The organism is Streptomyces sp. IBSBF 3136 (genome assembly GCF_036815105.1).
In the GTDB taxonomy this organism is placed as follows: domain Bacteria; phylum Actinomycetota; class Actinomycetes; order Streptomycetales; family Streptomycetaceae; genus Streptomyces.
In genome coordinates this window covers 1-22,828 of the sequence record NZ_JAJSZC010000014.1, presented here as the reverse complement: position 1 = coordinate 22,828, position 22,828 = coordinate 1, and the positions used below count along the sequence as shown (strand labels likewise).

The following is a 22,828-nucleotide window of genomic DNA, read 5'->3' as shown; positions in this document are numbered from 1 at the left end:
CGGTGTGAACGACACCACGGTCCAGGCGGCGGGCTGCGTCCTGTGGCGCCGCTCGCCGGTGGACGGCGATCTGCAGATCTGCCTGGTCCACCGGCCCAAGTACGACGACTGGTCCCACCCGAAGGGCAAGCTGAAGCGGGGCGAGGACTCGCTCGCCGGAGCGCTGCGCGAGGTCGCCGAGGAGACCGGGTACACGGCCGTGCCCGGGAACGAGCTGCCGACCATGCGCTACCTGGCCAACGGCCGCCCCAAGCAGGTGCGTTACTGGGCGGCCGAGGCCGTCGCCGGCCGCTTCGCGCCGAACGACGAGGTCGACCGCGTCCTGTGGCTCTCCCCCGCCGCGGCCCGCGGCCGGCTGACCCAGCCCCGCGACCGCGACCTCGTGGACGCCCTCGTCCAGCCGTCCGGGCACCTGTAGCCCCGCGGGACCGGCCCGCCGGGCGGCTCAGAGGCCGGCCGTGTGGGCCTCCGCGTCCGTTCTGGCCTGGCTGCGCGCCCGGCGGGCCGGTCCGCGCCAGCCGCAGGCACAGCGGGCCACGCAGAAGCGGCCCTGTTCGGTCGTAGTCGTGAGATGGTCCTGCCCCCGCGGAGCCCGCTCCGCCCCCTCCTGCTGCGCCACGGTGACAACGTTACCGACACCCCGGTCAAAGGTTTGTATGCCCTTTCCCCGACCTGGTGCAGTGCGTGACGGCACCCCCTACCGGTCGTTAACCGGAACGACGGGGGGCCCGTGACGGACGTACCGGCTGGGGGTAGGCAGGCGATGGATCGGCGGCAGCACAGGCGGTCGGGCAGAACGGTCGTCGCGGTGGAGATCCTGGCGATCACGGCCGGGCTCGCGGCGGGCGCCACGGGGTGCTCCGGCAGGGGAGCGGCGGCCGAGGGGGTGAACGGCGCGGGCGGCGACCCGGTGGCCGTCCTCGCGCAGGCCGCCGGCGCCCTGCGGGAGGCGGGCAGCTCGAAGGCGAGCACCTCCATGGAGATGGCGACCGGCGGCACCCGCGTCACCATCCGCGGCAAGGGTCACTACGACTACCGGCGCCGGCTCGGGCAGCTGACCGTCGTGCTGCCGGAGGATCCCGCCGGCACCTCCGAGCACCGCCCCATCACCGAGCTGCTGGCACCGGGAGCACTCTTCATGAAGAACCGGGGCGCGGGCGTGCCCGCCGACAAGTGGGTCCGGGTGGAGGCCGCCTCCCTGTCCGACGGCAATCTGGTCACCGGCGGTGTGACGGACCCGTACGCGGCGGCGGAGGTGCTGCGCGGGACGCGTACGGCGACGTACCTGGGGCGCGAGGAGGTCGGCGGGATCGAGGTGCGGCACTACCGCGGCACGGCCGACCTGTCCCGCGCGGCCGCGGCCGCCTCGGCGGACGACCGGGAGCCCTTGCGGGCGGCGGCGAAAGGGTTCGCCACACCCGCGGTCCCGTTCGACGCCTATCTGGACGACCAGGGGCGCGTCCGCAAGCTGCGGCAGCACTTCAGCTTCGTGAACGGCCGCGAGAAGACGGCGGTCGCGGTCGCCTCGACGACCCTGCTGTACGACTTCGGTACCCCGGTGGACGTGCGTCTGCCCAGCCCACGGGACATCTACGCGGGCCGGATCGCGGAGAGCGCCACCGGGAACCGGCCGGGGCACTAGTCCGGGACGCCTCCCGGGGACTAGCCCGTCCGTGCCATGCGCGGTGTGTAGAGCCCTGCCTACCCTAGGAAGTCGGTGTCGGCAGAGAAGAGGTGACGCACGTGGCTCCGCTCGGCGGTACGGCAGTCCAGGACCACGTGGCCCTCGCCGAGATCGAGCTGTGCGGCGAGCTGATCATCGCCGCCTCGGCCGCCGAGGACCGGCTGAGCATGGAGAGCATCGACGAGGTGCTGCGGGTGGCCGAGGAGCGGGAATCCGCCGAGGTGTGAAAATCCCGGGTCCGGCCGCTCAGGTGCGCAGCAGCCGGCCGATGGCCTTCGTGGCCTCGTCCACCTTCGCGTCGATCTCGTCCCCGCCCCTGAGGGCCGCGTCCGCCACGCAGTGCCGCAGGTGCTCCTCCAGCAGTTGCAGGGCGAAGGACTGCAGGGCCTTGGTGGAGGCGGACACCTGGGTGAGTATGTCGATGCAGTAGGTGTCCTCGTCGACCATGCGTTGCAGGCCGCGGATCTGGCCCTCGATCCGGCGCAGTCGCTTGAGGTGCTCGTCCTTCTGCTTGTGGTAACCGTGCGTGGCGCCGGCCTCGGTCGTCGTCATCGCGGGCCTCCGTTTCGGGACGAACTTCGGATACATACCCCTGGTGGGTATATGGTACCGAATTTGGCGGGGTAGAGGGGCCTTGGTACGCCCCGGTGATGATCGGCGTGCCCGATGGGCGACACTGGAGGGCGGCCCGATAGCCGTGGCCGGATGATGCGCCTAGCATCACCCTGACCGAAACCGAAGCACCCCGAGGACCCCACGTGCGCTTTCGTCTGACCCCCAGGGAGACGAGCTTCTACGACATGTTCGCCGCTTCCGCGGACAACATCGTCACCGGCTCGAAACTCCTGATGGAACTGCTCGGGGCGGACTCCTCCGCCCGGGCCGAGATCGCAGAGCGTATGCGGGCAGCGGAACACGCCGGTGACGACGCCACGCACGCGATCTTCCACCAGCTGAACTCCTCCTTCATCACGCCCTTCGACCGCGAGGACATCTACGCCCTCGCCGGCTCGCTCGACGACATCATGGACTTCATGGAGGAGGCCGTCGACCTCGTCGTCCTCTACAACGTCGAGGAGCTCCCCAAGGGCGTCGAGCAGCAGATCGAGGTGCTGGCCCGGGCCGCGGAGCTGACGGCGGAGGCCATGCCGAACCTCCGCACGATGGACAACCTGACCGAGTACTGGATCGAGGTGAACCGTCTGGAGAACCAGGCGGACCAGATCCACCGCAAGCTGCTGGCCCACCTCTTCAACGGCAAGTACGACGCGATCGAGGTGCTGAAGCTCAAGCAGATCGTGGACGTGCTGGAAGAGGCGGCGGACGCGTTCGAGCACGTGGCGAACACGGTGGAGACCATCGCCGTCAAGGAGTCCTGAGGCGTCGATGGACACCTTCGCCCTGATCGTGACCATCGCGGTCGCGCTCTTCTTCACGTACACGAACGGCTTCCACGACTCCGCCAACGCCATCGCCACCTCGGTGTCGACGCGGGCGCTGACCCCCCGGGCGGCGCTCGCCATGGCCGCGGTGATGAACCTCGCGGGCGCCTTCCTGGGCTCCGGGGTCGCCAAGACCGTCAGCGAGGGCCTGATCGAGACGCCCAAGGGCTCTACGGGGCTGGGAATCCTCTTCGCGGCCCTGGTCGGCGCCATCGTCTGGAACCTGGTCACCTGGTACTTCGGGCTGCCCTCCTCGTCCTCGCACGCCCTGTTCGGCGGCCTGGTCGGCGCCGCGCTGGCGGGCGGCACCGAGGTCCTGTGGAACGGCGTCGTCGACAAGGTCATCATCCCGATGTTCCTGTCGCCGGTGGTCGGACTGATCATCGGCTACATCGTCATGACGGCGATCCTCTGGCTGTTCCGCAGGTCCAACCCGCACAAGGCCAAGCGCGGCTTCCGCATCGCGCAGACCGTCTCGGCGGCCGGCATGGCGCTCGGCCACGGCCTCCAGGACGCCCAGAAGACGATGGGTGTCGTGGTGATGGCACTGGTGATTTCCGGCCACGAGACGTACGGCGACCCGATCCCGGTGTGGGTGAAGATCGTCTGCGCCGCGATGCTGTCGCTGGGCACCTACGCGGGCGGCTGGCGCATCATGCGCACGCTGGGCCGCAAGATCATCGAGCTGGACCCGCCGCAGGGCTTCGCCGCCGAGACCACCGGCGCGTCGATCATGTTCACGACGGCCTACCTCTTCAAGGCGCCGATCTCGACCACCCATGTGATCACCTCGGCGATCATGGGCGTGGGCGCGACGAAGCGGGTGAACGCCGTCCGCTGGGGCGTCGCCAAGAACATCGTCCTCGGCTGGTTCATCACCATGCCGGCGGCCGCCCTGGTCGCCGCCGCGGCCTTCGGGATCATCAACCTGACGGTTCTGTAGTCACCGCAGGGGGCCCCGCCCCCGACGCCGGTCCCGAGCAACGCGCTGGGGCCCCCCCCCGGCGCCCGGGGGGGGGCCCTCTGGGTGCAAGCGGTGGCACCCCCCAGCAGCACCGCGAGGGGTCTGGGGATCAGCCGAAACGGCCGGAGATGTAGTCCTCCGTGGCCTGCACCGACGGGTTGGAGAAGATCCGCTCGGTGTCATCGATCTCGATCAGCCGGCCCGGCTGGCCCACGGCGGCCAGGTTGAAGAACGCCGTACGGTCCGAGACGCGCGCCGCCTGCTGCATGTTGTGCGTCACGATGACGATCGTGAACCGTTCCTTCAGCTCACCGATCAGGTCCTCGATGGCGAGCGTGGAGATCGGGTCGAGGGCCGAGCAGGGCTCGTCCATGAGCAGGACGTCCGGCTCGACGGCGATCGCCCGCGCGATGCACAGACGCTGCTGCTGGCCGCCCGACAGACCGGAGCCCGGCCTGTTCAGGCGGTCCTTCACCTCGTTCCAGAGGTTCGCGCCCTTGAGCGACTTCTCGACGACGTCGTTCAGCTCGCTCTTCTTGTAGTTGCCGTTCAGGCGCAGCCCCGCCGCCACGTTGTCGAAGATCGACATGGTCGGGAAGGGGTTCGGGCGCTGGAAGACCATGCCGACCTCGCGGCGCACCGACACCGGGTCGATGCCCGAGCCGTACAGGTCCTCGTCGTCGAGGAGCACCTTGCCCTCGACCCGGCCACCGGGGGTGACCTCGTGCATGCGGTTCAGGGTGCGCAGGAACGTCGACTTGCCGCAGCCGGACGGGCCGATGAACGCCGTCACCGAGCGCGGCTCGACGGACATCGAGATGTCCTCGATCGCCTTGTGGGATCCGTAGTAGGCGGTGAGCCCGCTTACGTCGATTCGCTTGGCCATGTCTACTTCACTTCCAGAAATTCAAGCTCGGTCGCTGGGTGGCCGCCATCCGGCCGGTAGCCGCTGGTCGATGCTCAGCGACCGGTCGTCGGGGCCTTCCAGCGGGCGATCCCGCGGGCCACCAGGTTGAGGATCATCACGAAGGCGATCAGCGCGAGCGAGGCCGCCCACGCCCGGTCGTACGCCGCACCGCTACCCGCGCTGTTCGCGAACTGCTGGTAGATGTACAGCGGCAGCGACGCCTGAGCACCCTCGAAGGGGTTGTTGTTGATGAACGGGTTGCCGAACACCAGCAGCAGCACCGGCGCGGTCTCACCGGCGATACGGGCGACCGCCAGCATGATGCCGGTGGTGATGCCGCCGATCGAGGTCGGCAGGACCACCTTCAGGATCGTGCGCCACTTCGGCACACCGAGGGCCAGGGACGCCTCGCGCAGCTCGTTCGGGACGAGCTTGAGCATCTCCTCGGTGGAGCGGACCACGACCGGCATCATCAGGATGGCCAGGGCCAGCGAACCGGCGAAGCCGAACGGCTGCATCTTGAAGATGAGCATCAGGCTGAGGATGAACAGACCCGCGACGATCGACGGGATGCCGGTCATGACGTCGACGAAGAACGTGACCGCCTTGGCGAGCTTGCCCCGCCCGTACTCCACCAGGTAGATCGCGGTGAGCACACCGATCGGGGCGCCGATCAGGGTGGCGAGGCCGACCTGCTCCAGGCTGCCGATGATGGCGTGGTAGATGCCACCGCCGGGCTCGGTGTCGGCGACGACACCCATCGAGTGGGTCAGGAAGTAGAGGTTCAGGACCTTCACACCGCGTGCGACGGTCACCCAGATCAGGGAGACCAGCGGCACCACGGCGACCACGAAGGCGACCCAGACCAGGCTGGTCATGACGCGGTCCTTGGCCTGCCTGCGGCCCTCGACGCGCGCGGCGATCACGTACGTGCCCAGGACGAACAGGAGCCCGGCGATCAGACCCCACTGGACGCTGCTGTGCAGTCCGGCGGCGAACGAGATGCCGATGCCGAGGGCGACGGAGCCGGCGGCGATCGCCCAGGGCGACCACTTGGGCAGGCTGGCGCCGCGCAGGGTGCTGTGGCGCTTGTGGCTGACGGCTGCGGTGCTCATGCGTTGGCCCCCGAGTACTCCGCGCGGCGGGCGATGATCAGCCGGGCCGCGCCGTTGACCAGCAGGGTGATGACGAACAGGACCAGACCGGACGCGATGAGCGCGTCCCGGCCGAACTCCGTCGCCTCGCTGAACTTGCTGGCGATGTTCTGCGCGAAGGTGCCGCCGCCCGGGTTGAGCAGGCTGGCCTGGATGTCGAAGGACGGGGAGAGCACCGTGGCCACGGCCATCGTCTCGCCCAGCGCGCGGCCGAGGCCGAGCATCGAGGCGGAGATCACGCCGGAGCGGCCGAAGGGCAGCACGGACATGCGGATGACCTCCCAGCGCGTGGCGCCGAGGGCCAGGGCCGCCTCCTCGTGCATGCGCGGGACCTGGCGGAAGACCTCGCGGCTCACGTTGGTGATGATCGGCAGGATCATGATCGCGAGCAGGATGCCCACGGTGAGCATCGAGCGCGGGGCGCCCTCGTCCCAGGAGAAGAGGCCGGTCCAGCCGAAGAAGTCGTTGAGCCAGCCGAAGAGGCCGTTCATGTGCGGGACGAGCACCAGCGCGCCCCACAGGCCGTACACGATGGACGGTACGGCGGCGAGCAGGTCGATCACGTAGGCGACCGGACCGGCGAGCCGGCGCGGCGCGTAGTGCGTGATGAACAGCGCGATGGCGACCGCGACCGGGACCGCGAGCACCATGGCGACGACGGAGGAGACGATCGTGCCGAACGCCAGGACCGCGATGCCGAACGTCGGCGGCAGGAGGTTGGTGTTCCACTCGAAGGTGGTCAGGAAGTTGCCGTGGTCCTTGCTGATGGCGAGGGAGGCACGGTAGGTGAGGAAGACCGCGATCGCGGCCATGATCACCAGGAGCAGGATGCCCGAGCCGCGGGTCAGGCCGAGGAAGATCCGGTCACCGGGCCGGGTGGCGCCGCGGGCGGCGCGCTTGACCTCGGTCTCGGTGGGACGCGGGGCGGGGGGAGGTGCGTCGGTTGTTTTCGTCGATATGTCCATCGGGTTCTCCGGTCTGCTGAGCCGTGCGCCCGCAGGGGGTGTGCGGCTCTTGGCGGCGGTGCACCGGACGGTGCGGCCCGGTCCCCGGGAAATCCGTGTGGACCGGGCCGCACTCTCGGATCAGGTCAGCTCAGGCCCTCGATGGTGGTGCGGACCTTGCCGATGATCGCGTCGGGGACGGGCGCGTAGTCGATGCCCGACAGGACCTTCTGGCCGTCCTCGCTGGCGATGTAGCGGAGGAACGCCTTGGTGGCGGGCAGGGTGTCCGCCTTGTTGCCCTTGTCGCAGACGATCTCGTACGTGACCAGGGTGATCGGGTAGGCGCCCTCGGCCTTGGTCTTGTAGTCGAGCTTCAGCGTCAGGTCCTTGCCGGTGCCGACGACCTTGGCGGCCGCGATGTCGGCGGTGGCGCTGTCGGTGCTCGGGGCGACGGGCTTGCTGGCGCCGGTGTCGATGGAGACGGCCTTGATGCCGTCCTTGACGTAGGACAGCTCGAAGTAGCCGATGGCGCCGGAGGTCTGCTTGACCTGCTGGGCCACACCCGCGGACTGCGGAGCGGACTGGCCGCCCTTGGCCTGCCATGCCTTGCCGCCGGAGTACTTCCAGTTGTCCGGGGTGGTGGCGATCAGGTACTTGGTGAAGTTGTCCGTGGTGCCGGACTCGTCCGAGCGGTGGAACGCCTGGATCTTGAGGTCGGGCAGCTTGACGCCCTTGTTCAGCTTGGCGATCGCCGGGTCGTTCCACTTGGTGATCTTGCTGTCGAAGATCTTCGCAAGGGTCGGGGCGTCCAGGACCAGGTTGTCGACACCCGGGACGTTGTAACCGAGGGCGATCGGGCCGCCGACCATCGGGAGGTCGATGCCCTGGCCGCCGTTGCAGACCTTCTTGGAGGCGGCGACCTCTTCCGGCTTCAGCGCGGAGTCGGAACCGGCGAAGGCGACCTGGCCCTGCGTGAACGCGGTCACGCCGGCGCCGGAGCCACCGCCCTTGTAGTTGATCTGCACGCCGCAGGCCTGGGAGAAGGTCTTGACCCAGGCGTCGATCGCGTTCTTCTGCGCGGAGGAGCCGTCGGCGAGCAGCTGGCCCTTGGCGTTGTCGCACTTGACCGAGCTGGCGTTGGCCGAGGCCGTCGACTTGCCGCCCGAGGTGCTGCTGCCGTTGTCGTCCGAGCCGCACGCCGTCAGGGCCAGGGCGCCGGAGACCGCGATCGCACCGAGGGAAAGGGCGCGCAGCCGGTTCTTGCGCTGAAGCTTCACTTTCGGGAGTTCCTTCCAGGAGCCGCCGCGGTGGGCGGCGTGCGAGGGAGTAGTGCGCGAGCGCTCGTAGGGCCGCACTCCGCACCGTGCACGGCCGAAATTAGGCAGAACAGGTGAAGCCGCCGATGGCCAGAAGTGAACGGCGGGTGAACCCCTGCCGTCGCCTCGGTGAGGTCACGGAATGCTTACGGGGAGGGCACGCGAAGGTCCCGACGGCGAGGGTGACGCGGACACCCCTTCGACGTTCGCCACCCTGTCCGAGGGAACCCTTGTGCGTATGGCGTCGTCTCGTTCCAGGAGAGCCGAGGAAGGGCGACAGACATGGAACGGCGTACGTTCATATCGGGCGGCGCGGCCGCGCTGGCGGCGACCGCGCTGACCGGTTGCAGTACTGGCCCGGGCACGTCCGCCGGGCGCCCGGCGCACATGTCCGCGTCGTCTACATCGTCGGTCACGGCCATGAAGACCACCACTCAGGCCGCCGCCGCCAACTGGACCGCCCTGGCCCGGGACCTCGACGGCCCGCTCATACGCCCCGGTGACGCGTCCTGGAAGACCGCCCACCAGCTCTACAACACCCGCTTCGACGGCCTGAAGCCGGCCGCGGTCGCCTACGTCGCCCACGCCGACGACATCCGCACCACCCTGGCCTACGCCCACTCCCACGGGATACAGGTGGCGATACGCAACGGCGGCCACTCCTACGCCGGCTACTCCTCGGGCGACAACCGCCTGATCCTCGACGTGTCCAGGCTGAACCGGGTCCGGGTCAGCGGCGGGCAGGCGGTGGTGGGCGCCGGCTCCAAGCTCATCGACGTCTACCGGGCGCTGGGCGCGAAGGGTGTGACCATACCGGCGGGCTCCTGCCCCACGGTCGGCGTCTCCGGCCTGGTACTCGGCGGCGGCCACGGCGTCGCCTCCCGCGCCTACGGCCTGACCTGCGACAGCCTCACCCAGGCCACCGTGATCACCGCGGACGGCACCCAGGTCACCGCGAACGCCACCTCCCACTCCGACCTCTTCTGGGCGCTGCGCGGCGCCGGCAACGGCAACTTCGGCGTCGTCACCGAGCTGCAGTTCCGCACCCACCCGGCGCCGCAGGCGGTCACCGCGTACCTGACCTGGTCCTGGTCGAAGGCGGCGGCGGTGTTCAAGGCCTGGCAGGAATGGGGACCGACCCAGCCCGACGAGATCTGGTCCTCGCTGCACCTGTCGAACACGCCGGGCGGCACACCGAGCATCTCCGTGGCCTGCTTCTCCCTGGGCACCTACGGCGAACTGCAGAACGCGGTGGACCGGCTGGCCCACAAGGCGGGCGCCGACGCCCGGTCCGTGACCCTGCGGCGGCGCGGCTACGAGGAGGCGATGGAGATCTACGCCGGCTGCTCCTCCTTCTCCACGGACGCCCAGTGCCATCTGCCGGGCTCCACCCCGGGCCGCTCCCCCCAGGGCGCCCTGGGCCGGGAGACCTACGCGGCCCGCTCCGACTTCTTCGACCGCTCCCTGTCCTCGGCGGGCGTGCAGACCCTGCTCCGGCAGATCGGCGCGGTCCGGGGCGGCGGGGGCAGCATCGCGTTCACCGCCCTGGGCGGCGCGGTCAACCGCGTCTCCCCCACGGCCACGGCGTTCGTCCACCGCCGCTCCCGGATGCTGGCGCAGTACATCGCCTCCTGGGGCGCGGGCGCCTCCGGCGGCACGGCACAGTCCTGGCTGACCTCGGCCCACACCGCGATGAAGCCGTACGCCTCCGGCGCGGCCTACCAGAACTACACGGACCCGACGCTGACCGACTGGCGCAAGGCGTACTACGGCGACGCGGCCACCCGCCTGACCAAGGTGAAGAAGCAGTACGACCCCCAGCGGTTCTTCTCGTACAAGCAGGGGGTGTAGGGCGCCCGAGGAGGGCCCGGCACCGCAGGGCCCTGCGCAGCGGGCTCGGCGGAGACGCGGGGCCCCTCTGAAGGCGCAGAGCCCGCGGAGCGCGCCTGCCGAGCGGGGTTCGTGGAGGCCCAGGGTTGCCGAGCCGGCGGAGGCGCGGCGCAGGGCCTCGTGGAACGCTCGCCGGGCCGGCCTACGGAGCACGCCCGCCGTCCGGAGGGCACGGGTCCGCTGAGCCGGCGCGGGGCCCGCCGGGCGGGGTTCGGCCCGGCCGGGGTGGAAGCTGCGCCGGACGCTACGCGGCCAGGTCCTTTTCCGAGTCCGCCGGCCTGCGTGCGCCGGGGAGCAGGGTGTTGTCCCGATCGCCGGGCGCCGTCCGGGCGCGCACCAGCCACCCTGCCCGCGGCGACCGTTCCACGGCCTTCATCAGCGGGGTCAGCAGGGCCATGGCCGGCGGGGACAGCAGCAGCGCGACGGCCGTGCCGAGGGCGAACCCGCCGACGACGTCGGTCGGGTAGTGCACGCCCATGTAGACCCGGCAGAAGCCCTCCAGCAGCGCCAGCCCGATACCCGCGAGCCCGAAGCGGCGGTTGGCGACGAAGAGGCCCACACCGAGCGCCATGGTGATGGTGGCGTGATCGCTGACGAAGGAGAAGTCGGTCTTGCCGGAGACGAGGACGTCCAGGCCCCGGTGGTCGACGAAGGGGCGGGGGCGTTCGACGAAGCCGCGGATCGGGACGTTCACCAGCACCGCGAGCCCGGCCGCGAGCGGCGCCCACACCAGGGCGGCCACGGAGGAAGCGGCGTCCTCACCACCCCGGCGGCGCACCGACCACCAGCACGACAGCACCAGCAGCACCATCGCGACCAGCAGTCCGTACTCGCCCACGAACTCCATGACCCGGTCGAACCAGTGCGGTGCGTCCTTGGCCAGGCCGTTGATGTCGTAGAGCAGGCCGACGTCGGGGTTCGATCCGGATTCGGCGAGTACAGCCATGGTGCTGCGGCCCCTTCGTCGTCTTCCCGGACGCACCTCGTGTGCGCCGCTCCTGGCCCCCCGTGGGTCGTAGATCCGCTTCCGCTGCACTGGCGCACTGACGTCCGCTCGGCTACGTCAACAGGAACGCACAGGTCCCCTTGATACGTTCCACTCTCCACCGAATGATCACGCAGACGTTATCGAAGAGAGACTCATCACCCCAGCTCAGGGGGTGGGTTCACACTCGGTTCACACGGCCGTCGGGAGTGCTTTCGCGCCATCTTCGGTGACCCGGGTGGCCCCGAAGTAGTCGGGGGTGTCGACCGGGTCGAAGCGGATCACGGCACCCGAGCGCGGTGCGTCGATCATGTATCCGCCCCCCACGTAGATCCCCACGTGCCGGATGGCCCGCGAGTCGGTGAGATCGTCGGAGAAGAACACCAGGTCACCGGGGAGCAGTTGGTCTCGCGTGGGGTGTGCGCCCGCGTTGTACTGGTCGTTGGCGACCCGGGGCAGACCGATGCCCACCTTGTCGTACGCGGCCTTGGTCAGCCCCGAGCAGTCGAAGCGTCCGCCCTGGTCGGCGGTGCCGTTGCCGCCCCACAGATAGGGCGTGCCGAGCTTGCTCTGGGCGAAGGCGATGGCGCCCGCCGCCTGCCGGGTGGGGTCGAGCCGGCGGACCGGCGCGGCGAAGGACTTCTCCAGACTGCGGATCCGCTTGACGTAGTTCTGCGTCTCGCTGATGCCGGGCACCCCACCGGACCTGATGACCCGGTAGGCGCCCGCGTTGTAGGCGGCGAGCATGTTGTCCGAGACGTTTCCCGGAACGTCCTTGACGTACTTGGCCAGTTCGCAGTCGTACGAAGCGGCCGACGGGATCGCGTCGGCGGGGTCCCAGATGTCGCGCTTGCCGTCTCCGTTGCCGTCGATGCCGTGGGTCGCCCAGGTACCGGGGATGAACTGGGCGATCCCGCGCGCGTCGGCGGGGCTGACGACGGTCGGGTTCCAGCCGCTCTCCTGGTACAACTGCGCGGCGAGCAGGGCCGGGCTGAGCGCCGGGCACAGGTTGCCCCACTGCTGCACGAGGGGCTTGTAGGCGGCCGGCACCGCCCCCTTGGCGAGCCCGCGGCTGCCCGTGGTGACGCTGTTGACCAGGTTTCCGGCGACGATGTACACGCCCACGACGAGCAGCATCACGAACGCGAGCGCACCGCCGACGCCGGCGGCAACCGCGATCCACGCCTTACGCACCGTCAACCGCCCCTCGCCGCCCGGGAGTACGCCGGAGCCAGTCTACGGCCGCCGGTCCCGGAGCCGGCCGTATCCGGCGCTGGTCGGAATCTGTCCCGTCGGGGTACCGGCCATTCACCCGTCCGGAGCAGTGGGCGTCCTTCGGCCAGGGCCGGACCCCGACCCGGCGGGGGGCCTGGTTCAGGAGCGGGCCGTGGCGTCCCTGTACAGCTCGGCGGCCTCCCTGCCCAGCACCACGCTGTACGAGGTGTCCGGGGTGGAGCCGCCCTGCTCGTGCCCGCCGAGCACGCCGACGACCTGCCGGTCGCCGTTCACCCAGGGGCTGCCGCTGGTGCCGCCGGTGAACTCGGGACAGTCGATGCGCTGCTGGGTGCCGCTGTGCGGGACCGGCTTGTTGGTGCAGCTGATGGGCACCTCACGGGCGTCCGGGTAGCCGGTGACGGTCACGGCGGTCGCTCCGGTGGCCGTGCCGGGGGCGAACCGGTTCCCGCCGACCACGTCCTCGACCCGCCGCCCGTCCAGCTCCCCGACGGTCGCGAAGGCGATGTCGCTGTCCTCGTCCTGCCCCTTGGCCCACCCGTCGGGCAGGAACCGCTTGCCCACCTTCCACACCCCGTAGGGCGCCTGCCCGTCCCGGTACCCCGGCGCGAACACCAGATCGCCGTCGTCGCCGTCGACGCAGTGCGCGGCGGTGACGATCAGGTCGCGACCGGGGCTGTGCACGACGGAGGCGGTGCAGAAGTGCCCACCGGACAGCCGGTCGGCCCGGTCCGCGCCGAACAGCGCGCCGACCCGGACGGTGTGCCGCGTCACGGCCGTCTCGGCGGTGACCCCGAAGGGCCCGGGCCCGTCATCGGCCGATGCCACGGACGCGGAGGTCAGGGCGAGCGTGATGACCGCGCAGCCCAGGGCGGGCCGCGAGGGGGGCCAGATGCGTGCGAAGCGCTTCATCAGGCGTCACTCTTCCCCACGAAGGTGAGAATCCCGTCCCGACTTCACTGAGATTTTCCTGAGAACCATCCCTACGGCCGCCGGGCCCGCGCAACACCGGTCCGGCCGTCGGCGGCTTCCTCGGCCCCGTACGGCTCCGGCGCCCGGCGCGCCCGTCCCCCACCGCACGAGGAGCGCTCCACGGACGCCTCCCCGGCCGTGAGAACATCGTCTCGACACCTCACCCGACCGGCCGTCAGAACCCGTCCCAGGACGTGGAGAAGGCCGAAGAAGGTCAACGACGGAACCACACGACAGGTTCCGCACCGACCTCGTTGCCCGGCGTGACCTGCCGTGATACACAGAGTGACCGTACGGGTCATTCGTACGAAACCCGCCAGTCAATGACGTCAAGTCGACATACGACAGCCGCGTTGTCGGCGAGAATGAGGCCTGACCTCTGCACACCGCAGGGGCCACGCGGAACTACCCACCAGGGGCGGTGACTTACATGCTCTTTGCGGCCGACAAGGGAGACATCAACACCATCATCGGCGGGATCGCTCCGGACTGGGGCCCGTTCGGCAGCCTGGGCAACGAGGCCAAGGTGATGATCGAGGTGGTGATGGCCGTCGCCATCCTGCTCTGCCTCGGCATCGCGGTCTGGGGCGCGGCCAAACAGCGGATCGGCGCCACGGCCCTGCGGGACACCTTCAGCGCTGAACAGGGCAAGGGCCTGATCATCGCCGGCCTCACCGGGGTCTTCATCATCGGATCACTGGGCACCCTGTTCACGATCGTGTACGGCATGGCGGTCTGACACCCCCTTCCGCCCCGGGCACGCCCGGCCGTACCCCTCCACCCACCCACCCGTCGTGCCCACCGGCTGAGGTTGCGTTTCCCTGATGTCGAGTCACCACACCGCGCCCGCGCGGGAACCAGCACGGCTACCGTCGTATGTCTACGACGTGGAGGGGGCGTACTCGGCATGAGTCCCACAGACGAGCAGGGGTACACCGAGACGGGCCAGACCCGGACCCGCCTGCCCGACGGCGACCCCTACGGCGGCGCACCCCGCAGAACCGGCCGCTCCTCCTCCCGGGGCCTGGTCACGGTGGTCGGCGTGGTCGTCCTCCTCATCGCCGCGATCGCCTTCGCGAACAGGGGGGACGGCTCCTCGTCGAGCGACTCCCCCGCGAAGAAGGACCAGCCGAAGGCCGCGGCGACGGGAGCCAGCGGGACCCGCCCGGTCCAGACGAAGACGGGCACGATCCCCTCGGGCTTCGCCCACACGGAACAGGGCGCGCAGAGCGCTGCCGCGAACTATGCGGTGGCGCTGGGGTCCGCCGAGATGTTCAACAAGGCCAGCCGGGACTTCGTCCTGCAGGCCGTCATGTCACCCTCGCACGTCACGAGTTCGGTCGCGGCGATGGACAAGGCGTACACGCCGGCCTTCAACCAGAGCCTCGGCCTGAGCAAGGACGGCGCGGCTCCCCGGGGCTACACGTTCGTCTCACGCACGAGCCCGATCGGCACCAAGGTCACCGAGGCGACCGCTGACACCGCGACGGTCGAGGTCTGGTGCAGCGGGCTCCTCGGGCTCGCGGGCGACAAGTCCACCAACCCGGTCACGAACAGCTGGTTCACCATCACGATGAAACTCGAGTGGACCGCGAACGACTGGAAGATCATCACGCACTCCCAGAACGAAGGCCCGGCGCCTGTCCCCGGCGACGACAAGGCCTCCAGCTCGGACGAGATGTCAAAGGCCGTCGAAGAGTACGGAGGGTTCACCTATGCCCGCTAACCGGCGCGTACTCACCCTGGCAGCCGCCGTCACGGCCGTCCAGACGGCAGCGGTCCTCACGGCCACACGGGCCCTCGCCGCCCCCACACCCTCGCCGTCGAAGAGCAACGACCCCTGCGACCTGATCCACGGCGCCGCACGCCAGTTCTGCGAGAAGGACAACGGATCGAAAAGCGGCGGACCCTCCAGCCTCACGCCCGACAACCCCCTCGGCTCCACGCTCGACCCCCTCGCCTCCCTGGCCAAGGGCTGTGCCGACGCCGCCTCCTGGACCATCGGCAAGCTCAGTCACGCCGTGAAGGAGACCGCGAACGTCGACTTCACGAACACCAAGTTCCTCCAGCAGTACGCCGTCGTGTTCGCCGCGTCCACCATCCTCACGCTCCTGCTGTGGCTGCTCGCCGTGGCGAAGCGAGCCGTCCGCGGGGTCCCCCTCACCACCGCCATCTCCGAGGCCGTCGGCTTCCTCTGGCTGACCGTCCTCGCCTCCGCCTTCACCCCGCTGATCCTCTACACCGTCGTCTCGGCGACGGACGGCGTCACGGATGTCCTCGCGAAGGCGACCGGCGACCAGACGAACACGTTCTTCGGCACCTTCTCCGGCGCCCTCGGCAAGGGCAACGACATCGGCGGCGGACCGATCATGCTGATCGTCGTCTCCCTGGTCAGCATCCTCGCCGCCGGCGTCCTCTGGCTCGAACTGGTCATCCGCGCCGCCCTGCTCTACGTCGGCGCCCTCCTCGGCACCGTCGTCTACGCCGGCCTGGTGGACAAGAACCTGTGGGGCCACGTCCGCCGCTGGGCCGGCATCATGATCGCCGTGATCCTGGTCAAACCGGTGATCGTCATCGTGCTCGGCCTCGCCGGCGCGCTCTCCGGCGACAGCGGCCCGGACGCCTTCTCCGCCGTCGTCTCCGGCCTCGCCATCATCCTGCTCGCGATCTTCGCCAGCGCGATGATCTACCGCTTCGTGCCCGGCTTCGGCGACGAGATCGCCGGCTCCCGCAACAACCGCATGATGCAGGGCGCCGAGAGCAAGGCCGCCGCCGTCATCAGCTCACCGGCCACCCTGGTCGCCCAGGGCATCAAGACCCACAGCTCCCGCGCCGACAACAACGGAGGGGGCGGCGGCTCCAGCGCCGCCCGCCCCGCCAACCCCGCCTCCGGCGGCGTCGCCGCCCACAGCAGCCGCGGCTCCCAGGGCGGCGGCGGAGCCGTCCCCTCCGCCGCACCCGCGCCGCGCGCGCCCAGCCCGGCCAACACCCCGCACGCCAGCAACACCCGCAACAGCAACCGCTCGGGAGGTGAAGGGCGTTGACGACCGAGTCCCACCTGTCCCATCCGGTCACGCCCCGCCGTACGTATCTGATCGGCCGCGCGCGGCCGAACGCGATCATCGGCAGGAACCGCGAGTCCGGAGAGATCGCGCTGATCGTCGCCGGCGCGTTCCTCGGCATGATGTGCGGCCTCCTCGTCCCGGTCCTGTCCCTGCGCATCGTGCTGCTGACGGGCTTCCCGCTGCTCGCGCTCGCCGCGGTCTACGTGCCGTACAAGCGCCGCACCTTCTACAAGTGGTTCGAGGTCAACCGCTCCTACAAGCGCACCGTCAAGCGCGGCGCCGCCTACCGCTCCACCGCCATGGAGGCCGGCACCCGGCTCGACGGGCGGGAGGTCGAGATCGGCCCGCCGCCCGGCATCGGCCGGATCAACTGGCTCGCCGCGCCCTTCGGACCCGACGAGATCGCCGTACTGCTGCACGCCGACCGCAGGACGGTCACCGCCTGCATCGAGATCGAGGGCCCCGGCGTCGGCCTGCGCGACTCCGAGGACCAGGAAGCCCTCGTCGACCGCTTCGGCACCCTGCTCAAGCACGTCGCCAACGGGGACGGGTTCGTCACCCGGCTGCAGATGCTCGCCCGCACCCTGCCCGCCGACCCCGACGCACACGCCAAGGACGTCGCCGTCCGCGGCGACGACAAGGCCCCGGACTGGCTGTCCCACTCCTACGACCAGCTCCAGTCCATGGTCTCCACCAGCAGCGAGCAGCACCGCGCCTACCTCGTCGCCTGCATGCACTACACCCGCGAACTGGCCGCCGAGGCCCAGGCCATGGCGCGGGCCGCCCGTCCGCAGTCCGGCCGCAAGCTGGACCGGGACGCCGGTCTCGCCGTCGTCATGGCCCGCGAGCTGACCGACATCTGCTCGCGCCTCCAGGAGGCCGACATCCGCGTCCGCCAGCCCCTCGGGCAGGGCAGACTGGCCTCCCTCATCCACTCCATGTACGACCCCGACCACCCCATCGACCACATCCAGGCGATGAGCAAGCGCAACGCCTGGCCGGCCGAGCTGGACGCCATGGAGCCCACCTACCTCCAGGCCAAGACCCGCGAGTCCGCCACCCGCGCCCCCTGGTGCCACGCCACCGCCTGGGTGAAGGAGTGGCCGATGACTCCCGTCGGCGTCAACTTCCTCGCACCGCTGCTCGTCCACACCCCGGACGTCATCCGAACGGTCGCCGTCACGATGGATCTCGAGCCCACCGAGGTAGCCATCGAACGCATGCTGACCGAGAAGACCAACGACGAGGCCGAGGCCTCCCGCGCCGCCAAGATGAACCGCACCGTCGACCCGCGCGACATCGCCGCCAACCACCGGCTCGACCAGCGCGGCGAGGACCTCGCCAGCGGCGCGGCCGGCGTCAACCTGGTCGGCTACATCACCGTCTCCTCCCGCTCCCCGGAGTCCCTCAACCGCGACAAGCGGACGATAAGGGCGTCCGCCGGAAAGTCGTACCTGAAGCTGGAGTGGTGCGACCGAGAGCACCACCGGGCGTTCGTGAACACACTTCCCTTCGCCACCGGCATTCGACGGTAGGGGCTGATGCGCTGATGCGGGACCCGCTGTCCGTCCTCACGGACGCCTTCACGTCCTTCCTGTTCGGGAAGGTCGAGACGACCCGGCTGCCGGTGCGCACCTCCACCGGCCAGGCCCAGGCGGTCTACCTGCCCACCGCCGCGCCCGGCCTCGGCGACTCCGGCGTCATCATCGGCCGCGAGGTCTACTCCGGGAAGGGGTACATCTACGACCCCTTCCAGCTCTACGGCCAGCAGCTCCCGGCCCCGCACTGGCTGGTCCTCGGCGAGTCCGGCAACGGCAAGTCGGCGCTGGAGAAGACCTACGTCCTGCGGCAGCTGCGCTTCAAGGACCGCCAGGTCGTCGTCCTGGACGCCCAGGGCGAGGACGGCGTGGGCGAGTGGAACCTGATCGCGCAGGAGCTGGGGATAACTCCCATCCGCCTCGACCCGACGGCCGCCCTGAACCACGGCATCCGCCTGAACCCGCTGGACCCGTCGATCACCACCACCGGCCAGCTCGCCCTGCTGCGCACCATCATCGAGGTCGCGATGGGCCACGGTCTGGACGAGCGCGCCGGCTTCGCCCTCAAGGTCGCCCACTCCTACGTCAACGAGTCCATCCTCGACCGCCAGCCGGTGCTCACCGACATCGTGGAGCAGCTGCGCCACCCCGAGCCGGAGTCGGCGGAGGCGATGAACGTCGCCATAGACGACGTACGGGCCTGGGGACTCGACGTCGCCCTGGTCCTGGACCGGCTGGTCGACGGTGACCTGCGGGGCATGTTCGACGGTCCCACCACGGTCGGCATCGATCTCGACGCCCCCCTCATCGTCTTCGACCTCTCCCACATCGACCGCAACTCCATCGCCATGCCGATCCTGATGGCGATCGTCGGCGTGTGGCTGGAGCACACCTGGATCCGCCCCGACCGCAAGAAGCGCATCTTCCTGGTCGAGGAAGCCTGGCACATCATCAACAGCCCCTTCGTGGCCCAGCTGTTCCAGCGGCTGCTGAAGTTCGGCCGGCGCCTCGGCCTGTCCTTCGTCGCCGTCGTCCACCACCTCTCGGACGTGGTGGACGGAGCGGCCGCGAAGGAGGCGGCGGCGATCCTCAAGATGGCCTCGACGAGAACGATCTACGCCCAGAAGGCGGACGAGGCCAGAGCGACCGGCCGGGTCCTGGGCCTCCCCCGCTGGGCGATGGAGATCATTCCCACCCTCACTCCCGGCATCGCCGTCTGGGACGTCAACGGCAACGTCCAGGTGGTCAAACACCTGGTCACGGAGACGGAACGGCCGCTGGTCTTCACCGACCGCGCCATGACCGAGTCCTCCAGCGACCTGACGGCCGACGACGCCCTGCGCGCGGCCGAGCTGGAGGCCGAGCAGCGGGCGGCGGCCTTCGTGGAACAGCACCTGGGCGACTCCGAATCGACGGTGGCGTAGAGGGAGAACGAGAGTGAGACCGGACGACCGCCGTGACGACCGTGGCGACCCCCGCCGGGGCGGGCAGGGCGGCATCCCCGACGGCCTGCTGATCGGCATACTCGCCTTCCTCGTCGGCATGACGGTGCTGGTGTGGACGGCGACGGGCCTGTCGGGCCTGTTCTCCCGGGGGACCTGGCCCGACGGCGTCACCTTCACCCGCACCCCGCTGGCCATGCGCCACCTCATCGGCCGGCCGCACGACCTCACCGGCGCCTGGCCGGGCACCCCCGCCTCCCAGCTCTCCGGCTGGGGCCTGTTCTGGGGCCTGCTCATCGGCCAGCTGATGATCCTCCTCGTCCTCGCCCTGTTCGTGATGGGCACGCTGGCGAGGTGGCGGGCGGGCCGGGTGCGCCGGGCGTTCGACCGTGGCGCGGCACAGGGACGCGCGCAGGCCGCGGCACCGGCCGCACAGCCGCGCGAACCGTACGAGGTCCCCGAACCGCGCACCGAACCGAGGCCCGGGCCACAGCAGGAGCCGCCGCCGGAGCCGAGGCCGGGACCGGCGGCGGAGCAGGCGGAGACGGCGGAGCAGGCGGAGACGGCACAGCCGGTGGAGACCGCGCAGCCGGCGGTGCCGATGGAGCGGGTCCCCGTCGGCGGTGGCCGGCCGGGCGGCTGGGAGACCGACCGCCCCGAGGCATCGGTGCGCTACGGACCACCGGCGAGCCGCCACCCGGCCGCCGTGCAGGCCGTGCGCGACGCGGAGGGCCCGGCCCTCGTCGTCACCTCGAACCCGGCCCTCTGGCAGGACACCAAGGACGCCCGGGCCAAGCTCGGCCCCACCCTGCTCTACGATCCCGCCCACCGCTGCGACACCCCGGCCCGGCTGCACTGGTCCCCCACGGCCGGCTGCCAGGACAGGCAGACGGCCCTGGACCGGGCGAAGGCCCTGCTCGCCCCCGTACAGCCCACCGCCAGGATCGACCAGGCGGTCACCGACACCGCGACCACGCTGCTGCGCAGCTACCTGCACGCCGCCGCCCTGGAGTCCCGCACCGTCCGGCACGTCCACCGCTGGTCCCAGGGCACCCAGATCCAGGACGCCGTACGCACCCTGCGCACCCATCCCAAGGCCGCCCCGGGAGCCGCCGGGGAGCTGGAAGCGGCCCTCACCGCATACCCGGAACGCCGGGACATGGCCCAGGAGTTGACCAGCCGGGCGCTGGCCGCCCTCTCCACGGTCAACATCCGCGAGGCTTGCACACCAAACCGAACTGATGCCCTCGCCTTGGATTCCTTCGTCCACGAAGGGGGCACGCTTTATGTGGTCGGTGAATCCATCGAGGACCCCAGGACCAACCCGGGCGCGATGCCCTTCCTGACGGCCCTCGTCTCCAGCGTGGTCGAGCGCGGCCGGCACATGGCCGAACGGTCATCCTCCGGTCGGCTCGACCCACCACTGACCCTGGTCCTGGACGACGTCGCGGCCGTGGCACCCCTGCCCCAACTGCCCGACCTGCTCGCCACCGGAGCCGGCCAGGGCCTGCCCACGCTCGCCCTGCTCCGCTCCCGCGAACAGGCCCGGTCCCGCTGGCCCCACCAGGAGCTGCCGGTCCAGGCCCCGGCCGGACCCCGCGACTAGGGCCTGTTGCGGAAGTGGTCCTCTGCCGTGCGACGCCCGGCGCGCGGCCGCCCTCCGGGCGACGAGGCCACTTTCGCAACAGGCCCTAGGGACGCCGGTCCAGGACGAACTCGAGCTCGTTCTCGGCCTCGTCCTTCACGAAGGACACGGAGACGCCGCTCGGCACGAACCCGGCCTTGCGGTACGCCCCCTGGGCCCGCGCGTTGGCCTCGTGCACCAGCAGCCGCACCCGCTCGGCACCGCGCTCCCAGGCCCAGGTCACACCGGCGTCGAACAGCGCCTTGACCAGCCCGGTCCCGCGCTGCTGCGGCCGTACGTACACCCCGACCAGGTGCCCCTGGCGGCGCTCCACCGGGTACCCGGCCCAGTCCTCGGTGCCGGCCTCCTCGATGAGGACGGTGACGGACCCGGCCCAGGTGCCGTCCGGCGCCTCGGCGATGAACTGCCGGGCCCCGCTGGGCTCCTCCGCGGACCGCTGGGCGCGCTCCCGGTAGAACGAGTCCGGCCGGGCCACGGCGTCCTCGTAGGTCTCGAGGAACGCCATGGGCGCGGCCGGGTCCCGCAGCGCGTCCAGCCGGAGTTGCTTCACGGCGGCCCACTCGTCGGGGCGTATCGGACGGACGACGTGGCCTTCGCCGGTCTGAGTGCTCATGCAGTCACGGTAGCGGCGGCCCGGCGGCGGCTCATCCGATATAAGCCGCGGTAGCCCGCGGTTGTCAGTGGCGGCCCCTACGGTGGGCGCATGACCACGCTTCCCGATCGCCCGCACACCGCACTGCTCATCATCGACGTCCAGAACGGCGTCGTGGCGGACGCCCACGACCGCGACGGCGTCATCGCCAACATCGACGCCCTGGTCGGCAGGGCCCGCTCGGCGCACGTGCCGGTCGTCTGGGTCCAGCACTCCGACGCGTCACTGGCCCGGGGCACCGAGCCCTGGGAGTACGTGCCGGAACTCAAGCGCCAGGACGACGAGCCCCTGGTGCACAAGGCGTACCCGGACTCCTTCGAGGACACCGACCTGGAGGCCGTGCTGGCGGAGCGCAAGGTGGGCCGGCTCGTCGTCGCGGGCGCCCAGACGGACATCTGCATCCGCTCGACCCTGCACGGAGCCGTCGTCCGCGGCTATGACGCGACGCTGGTCGCCGACGCCCACACCACGGAGGACCTGACCGAGTACGGCGCTCCCGCCCCGGCCCAGGTGATCGCCCACACCAACCTGTACTGGGAGGGGCACCGGGCCCCCGGCCGGCAGGGCGGGATCGTGAACACGGCGGAGGTGGCGTTCTAGCAGCCGACCTCGGGCCGCCGACCGGCGGCCCGAGACAGCCGACACGGAAACGCGAAAAAGCCCCAACTCACGGGTTGTACCCGGAGTTGGGGCTTTTTCTCAAAAGGAGTTCGGCGGTGTCCTACTCTCCCACAGGGTCCCCCCTGCAGTACCATCGGCGCTGTGAGGCTTAGCTTCCGGGTTCGGAATGTAACCGGGCGTTTCCCTCACGCTATGACCACCGAAACACTATGAAACTGTTGAACTATGCCGCACCACGCTCTGTGGAACGTGGGGCTGTTCGTGGTTTCAGAACCAACACAGTGGACGCGAGCAACTGAGGACAAGCCCTCGGCCTATTAGTACCGGTCACCTCCACCAGTTACCTGGCTTCCAGATCCGGCCTATCAACCCAG

Annotated in this window: 23 protein-coding genes and 1 rRNA gene; 13 read left to right on the top strand and 11 right to left on the bottom strand. The window is 70.4% G+C overall.

The features are described from left to right. Positions 1 to 4: 4 nt before the first annotated feature. Positions 5 to 418, top strand: coding sequence for an NUDIX hydrolase (locus V7E45_RS05110; RefSeq protein WP_333772859.1), 414 nt, complete (start codon positions 5 to 7; stop codon positions 416 to 418). A gap of 27 nt (positions 419 to 445) precedes the next feature. Here the strand turns inward: V7E45_RS05110 and V7E45_RS05105 are convergent, their stop codons facing one another. Further along, complete coding sequence (locus V7E45_RS05105; RefSeq protein ID WP_333772858.1) at positions 446 to 619, bottom strand: hypothetical protein; 174 nt, start codon at positions 617 to 619, stop codon at positions 446 to 448. A gap of 144 nt (positions 620 to 763) precedes the next feature. Here V7E45_RS05105 and V7E45_RS05100 point away from each other — a divergent pair, with 144 nt between their 5' ends. Next, positions 764 to 1,642 carry a hypothetical protein gene (locus V7E45_RS05100; RefSeq protein WP_333772857.1) on the top strand — a complete coding sequence of 293 codons (879 nt, stop codon included), beginning with the start codon at positions 764 to 766 and terminating at the stop codon, positions 1,640 to 1,642. Between the two features lie 101 nt (positions 1,643 to 1,743). Then, on the top strand, positions 1,744 to 1,911 hold the full coding sequence (locus V7E45_RS05095) for a hypothetical protein (protein WP_333772903.1): 168 nt from the start codon (positions 1,744 to 1,746) through the stop codon (positions 1,909 to 1,911). A gap of 19 nt (positions 1,912 to 1,930) precedes the next feature. Here V7E45_RS05095 and V7E45_RS05090 read toward each other — a convergent pair whose 3' ends face one another. Next, positions 1,931 to 2,236: a metal-sensitive transcriptional regulator gene (locus V7E45_RS05090; RefSeq protein ID WP_317444165.1), complete on the bottom strand. Its 306-nt coding sequence runs from the start codon at positions 2,234 to 2,236 to the stop codon at positions 1,931 to 1,933. 206 nt (positions 2,237 to 2,442) lie between these two features. Between V7E45_RS05090 and V7E45_RS05085 the strand changes: the two genes are divergently transcribed. After that, entirely contained in the window at positions 2,443 to 3,063 is a 621-nt protein-coding gene (locus tag V7E45_RS05085) for a DUF47 domain-containing protein (RefSeq protein ID WP_015493282.1), read from the top strand. A 7-nt stretch (positions 3,064 to 3,070) separates the two neighbouring features. Then, a complete protein-coding gene (locus V7E45_RS05080; protein WP_333772856.1) occupies positions 3,071 to 4,069 on the top strand; it encodes an inorganic phosphate transporter in 999 nt (332 codons plus the stop codon). 130 nt (positions 4,070 to 4,199) lie between these two features. On the opposite strand, the gene pstB is transcribed toward V7E45_RS05080, so the two are convergent. The 4 genes from pstB to pstS form a co-directional block, all read right to left on the bottom strand. Further along, on the bottom strand, positions 4,200 to 4,976 hold the full coding sequence (gene pstB, locus V7E45_RS05075) for a phosphate ABC transporter ATP-binding protein PstB (protein ID WP_333772855.1): 777 nt from the start codon (positions 4,974 to 4,976) through the stop codon (positions 4,200 to 4,202). Positions 4,977 to 5,050: 74 nt separating this feature from the next. Further along, the gene (pstA, locus tag V7E45_RS05070) at positions 5,051 to 6,112 is read right to left on the bottom strand and encodes a phosphate ABC transporter permease PstA (protein WP_333772854.1); all 1,062 of its coding nucleotides are present in this window, start codon (positions 6,110 to 6,112) and stop codon (positions 5,051 to 5,053) included. Continuing rightward, positions 6,109 to 7,116 (bottom strand): phosphate ABC transporter permease subunit PstC, encoded by a 1,008-nt coding sequence (pstC, locus tag V7E45_RS05065; protein ID WP_333772853.1) that lies wholly within the window; start codon positions 7,114 to 7,116, stop codon positions 6,109 to 6,111. Before pstC ends, pstA begins: the two co-directional genes overlap by 4 nt. Positions 7,117 to 7,241: 125 nt before the next feature. Further along, positions 7,242 to 8,372 carry a phosphate ABC transporter substrate-binding protein PstS gene (gene pstS / locus V7E45_RS05060; protein WP_333772852.1) on the bottom strand — a complete coding sequence of 377 codons (1,131 nt, stop codon included), beginning with the start codon at positions 8,370 to 8,372 and terminating at the stop codon, positions 7,242 to 7,244. A gap of 321 nt (positions 8,373 to 8,693) precedes the next feature. Between pstS and V7E45_RS05055 the strand changes: the two genes are divergently transcribed. After that, the gene (locus V7E45_RS05055) at positions 8,694 to 10,262 is read left to right on the top strand and encodes an FAD-binding oxidoreductase (RefSeq protein ID WP_333772851.1); all 1,569 of its coding nucleotides are present in this window, start codon (positions 8,694 to 8,696) and stop codon (positions 10,260 to 10,262) included. Between the two features lie 283 nt (positions 10,263 to 10,545). On the opposite strand, the gene V7E45_RS05050 is transcribed toward V7E45_RS05055, so the two are convergent. The 3 genes from V7E45_RS05050 to V7E45_RS05040 form a co-directional block, all read right to left on the bottom strand. Further along, entirely contained in the window at positions 10,546 to 11,247 is a 702-nt protein-coding gene (locus V7E45_RS05050; protein WP_333772850.1) for a phosphatase PAP2 family protein, read from the bottom strand. Positions 11,248 to 11,478: 231 nt separating this feature from the next. Continuing rightward, positions 11,479 to 12,486 carry a C40 family peptidase gene (locus V7E45_RS05045; protein WP_443055940.1) on the bottom strand — a complete coding sequence of 336 codons (1,008 nt, stop codon included), beginning with the start codon at positions 12,484 to 12,486 and terminating at the stop codon, positions 11,479 to 11,481. Between the two features lie 174 nt (positions 12,487 to 12,660). Then, positions 12,661 to 13,431 carry a trypsin-like serine peptidase gene (locus V7E45_RS05040; protein WP_333772848.1) on the bottom strand — a complete coding sequence of 257 codons (771 nt, stop codon included), beginning with the start codon at positions 13,429 to 13,431 and terminating at the stop codon, positions 12,661 to 12,663. A 490-nt stretch (positions 13,432 to 13,921) separates the two neighbouring features. On the opposite strand from V7E45_RS05040, the gene V7E45_RS05035 reads away from it, so the two are divergent. From V7E45_RS05035 to V7E45_RS05010, 6 genes are all read left to right on the top strand, one after another. Beyond that, complete coding sequence (locus V7E45_RS05035; RefSeq protein ID WP_014673544.1) at positions 13,922 to 14,230, top strand: hypothetical protein; 309 nt, start codon at positions 13,922 to 13,924, stop codon at positions 14,228 to 14,230. Positions 14,231 to 14,398: 168 nt separating this feature from the next. Next, positions 14,399 to 15,217: a hypothetical protein gene (locus V7E45_RS05030; protein ID WP_333772847.1), complete on the top strand. Its 819-nt coding sequence runs from the start codon at positions 14,399 to 14,401 to the stop codon at positions 15,215 to 15,217. Continuing rightward, positions 15,207 to 16,535: a hypothetical protein gene (locus V7E45_RS05025; protein WP_333772846.1), complete on the top strand. Its 1,329-nt coding sequence runs from the start codon at positions 15,207 to 15,209 to the stop codon at positions 16,533 to 16,535. The genes V7E45_RS05030 and V7E45_RS05025 overlap by 11 nt, the downstream gene beginning before the upstream one ends. After that, complete coding sequence (locus V7E45_RS05020) at positions 16,532 to 18,091, top strand: SCO6880 family protein (protein WP_333772845.1); 1,560 nt, start codon at positions 16,532 to 16,534, stop codon at positions 18,089 to 18,091. The genes V7E45_RS05025 and V7E45_RS05020 overlap by 4 nt, the downstream gene beginning before the upstream one ends. Positions 18,092 to 18,105: 14 nt before the next feature. After that, positions 18,106 to 19,518 (top strand): ATP-binding protein, encoded by a 1,413-nt coding sequence (locus V7E45_RS05015; protein ID WP_333772844.1) that lies wholly within the window; start codon positions 18,106 to 18,108, stop codon positions 19,516 to 19,518. Between the two features lie 13 nt (positions 19,519 to 19,531). Then, positions 19,532 to 21,142 (top strand): type IV secretory system conjugative DNA transfer family protein, encoded by a 1,611-nt coding sequence (locus tag V7E45_RS05010; protein ID WP_333772843.1) that lies wholly within the window; start codon positions 19,532 to 19,534, stop codon positions 21,140 to 21,142. An 85-nt stretch (positions 21,143 to 21,227) separates the two neighbouring features. Here V7E45_RS05010 and V7E45_RS05005 read toward each other — a convergent pair whose 3' ends face one another. Continuing rightward, positions 21,228 to 21,794, bottom strand: coding sequence for a GNAT family N-acetyltransferase (locus tag V7E45_RS05005; protein ID WP_333772842.1), 567 nt, complete (start codon positions 21,792 to 21,794; stop codon positions 21,228 to 21,230). 90 nt (positions 21,795 to 21,884) lie between these two features. Here V7E45_RS05005 and V7E45_RS05000 point away from each other — a divergent pair, with 90 nt between their 5' ends. Continuing rightward, positions 21,885 to 22,433 carry a cysteine hydrolase family protein gene (locus V7E45_RS05000; RefSeq protein WP_333772841.1) on the top strand — a complete coding sequence of 183 codons (549 nt, stop codon included), beginning with the start codon at positions 21,885 to 21,887 and terminating at the stop codon, positions 22,431 to 22,433. 108 nt (positions 22,434 to 22,541) lie between these two features. Here V7E45_RS05000 and rrf read toward each other — a convergent pair. Then, positions 22,542 to 22,658, bottom strand: a 5S ribosomal RNA gene (gene rrf / locus V7E45_RS04995). Positions 22,659 to 22,828 lie beyond the last annotated feature (170 nt).

What these genes read in the sequence shown, in the direction of transcription:
- V7E45_RS05055 (WP_333772851.1), top strand. Translation starts at nt 8,694, where the DNA reads ATGGAACGGCGTACGTTCATATCGGGCGGCGCGGCCGCGCTGGCGGCG.
- V7E45_RS05040 (WP_333772848.1), bottom strand. Translation starts at nt 13,431, where the DNA reads ATGAAGCGCTTCGCACGCATCTGGCCCCCCTCGCGGCCCGCCCTGGGC.
- V7E45_RS05100 (WP_333772857.1), top strand. Translation starts at nt 764, where the DNA reads ATGGATCGGCGGCAGCACAGGCGGTCGGGCAGAACGGTCGTCGCGGTG.
- pstB (WP_333772855.1), bottom strand. Translation starts at nt 4,976, where the DNA reads ATGGCCAAGCGAATCGACGTAAGCGGGCTCACCGCCTACTACGGATCC.
- V7E45_RS05090 (WP_317444165.1), bottom strand. Translation starts at nt 2,236, where the DNA reads ATGACGACGACCGAGGCCGGCGCCACGCACGGTTACCACAAGCAGAAG.
- V7E45_RS05080 (WP_333772856.1), top strand. Translation starts at nt 3,071, where the DNA reads ATGGACACCTTCGCCCTGATCGTGACCATCGCGGTCGCGCTCTTCTTC.
- pstC (WP_333772853.1), bottom strand. Translation starts at nt 7,116, where the DNA reads ATGGACATATCGACGAAAACAACCGACGCACCTCCCCCCGCCCCGCGT.
- V7E45_RS05005 (WP_333772842.1), bottom strand. Translation starts at nt 21,794, where the DNA reads ATGAGCACTCAGACCGGCGAAGGCCACGTCGTCCGTCCGATACGCCCC.
- V7E45_RS05025 (WP_333772846.1), top strand. Translation starts at nt 15,207, where the DNA reads ATGCCCGCTAACCGGCGCGTACTCACCCTGGCAGCCGCCGTCACGGCC.
- V7E45_RS05015 (WP_333772844.1), top strand. Translation starts at nt 18,106, where the DNA reads ATGCGGGACCCGCTGTCCGTCCTCACGGACGCCTTCACGTCCTTCCTG.
- V7E45_RS05000 (WP_333772841.1), top strand. Translation starts at nt 21,885, where the DNA reads ATGACCACGCTTCCCGATCGCCCGCACACCGCACTGCTCATCATCGAC.
- V7E45_RS05050 (WP_333772850.1), bottom strand. Translation starts at nt 11,247, where the DNA reads ATGGCTGTACTCGCCGAATCCGGATCGAACCCCGACGTCGGCCTGCTC.
- V7E45_RS05035 (WP_014673544.1), top strand. Translation starts at nt 13,922, where the DNA reads ATGCTCTTTGCGGCCGACAAGGGAGACATCAACACCATCATCGGCGGG.
- V7E45_RS05030 (WP_333772847.1), top strand. Translation starts at nt 14,399, where the DNA reads ATGAGTCCCACAGACGAGCAGGGGTACACCGAGACGGGCCAGACCCGG.
- pstA (WP_333772854.1), bottom strand. Translation starts at nt 6,112, where the DNA reads ATGAGCACCGCAGCCGTCAGCCACAAGCGCCACAGCACCCTGCGCGGC.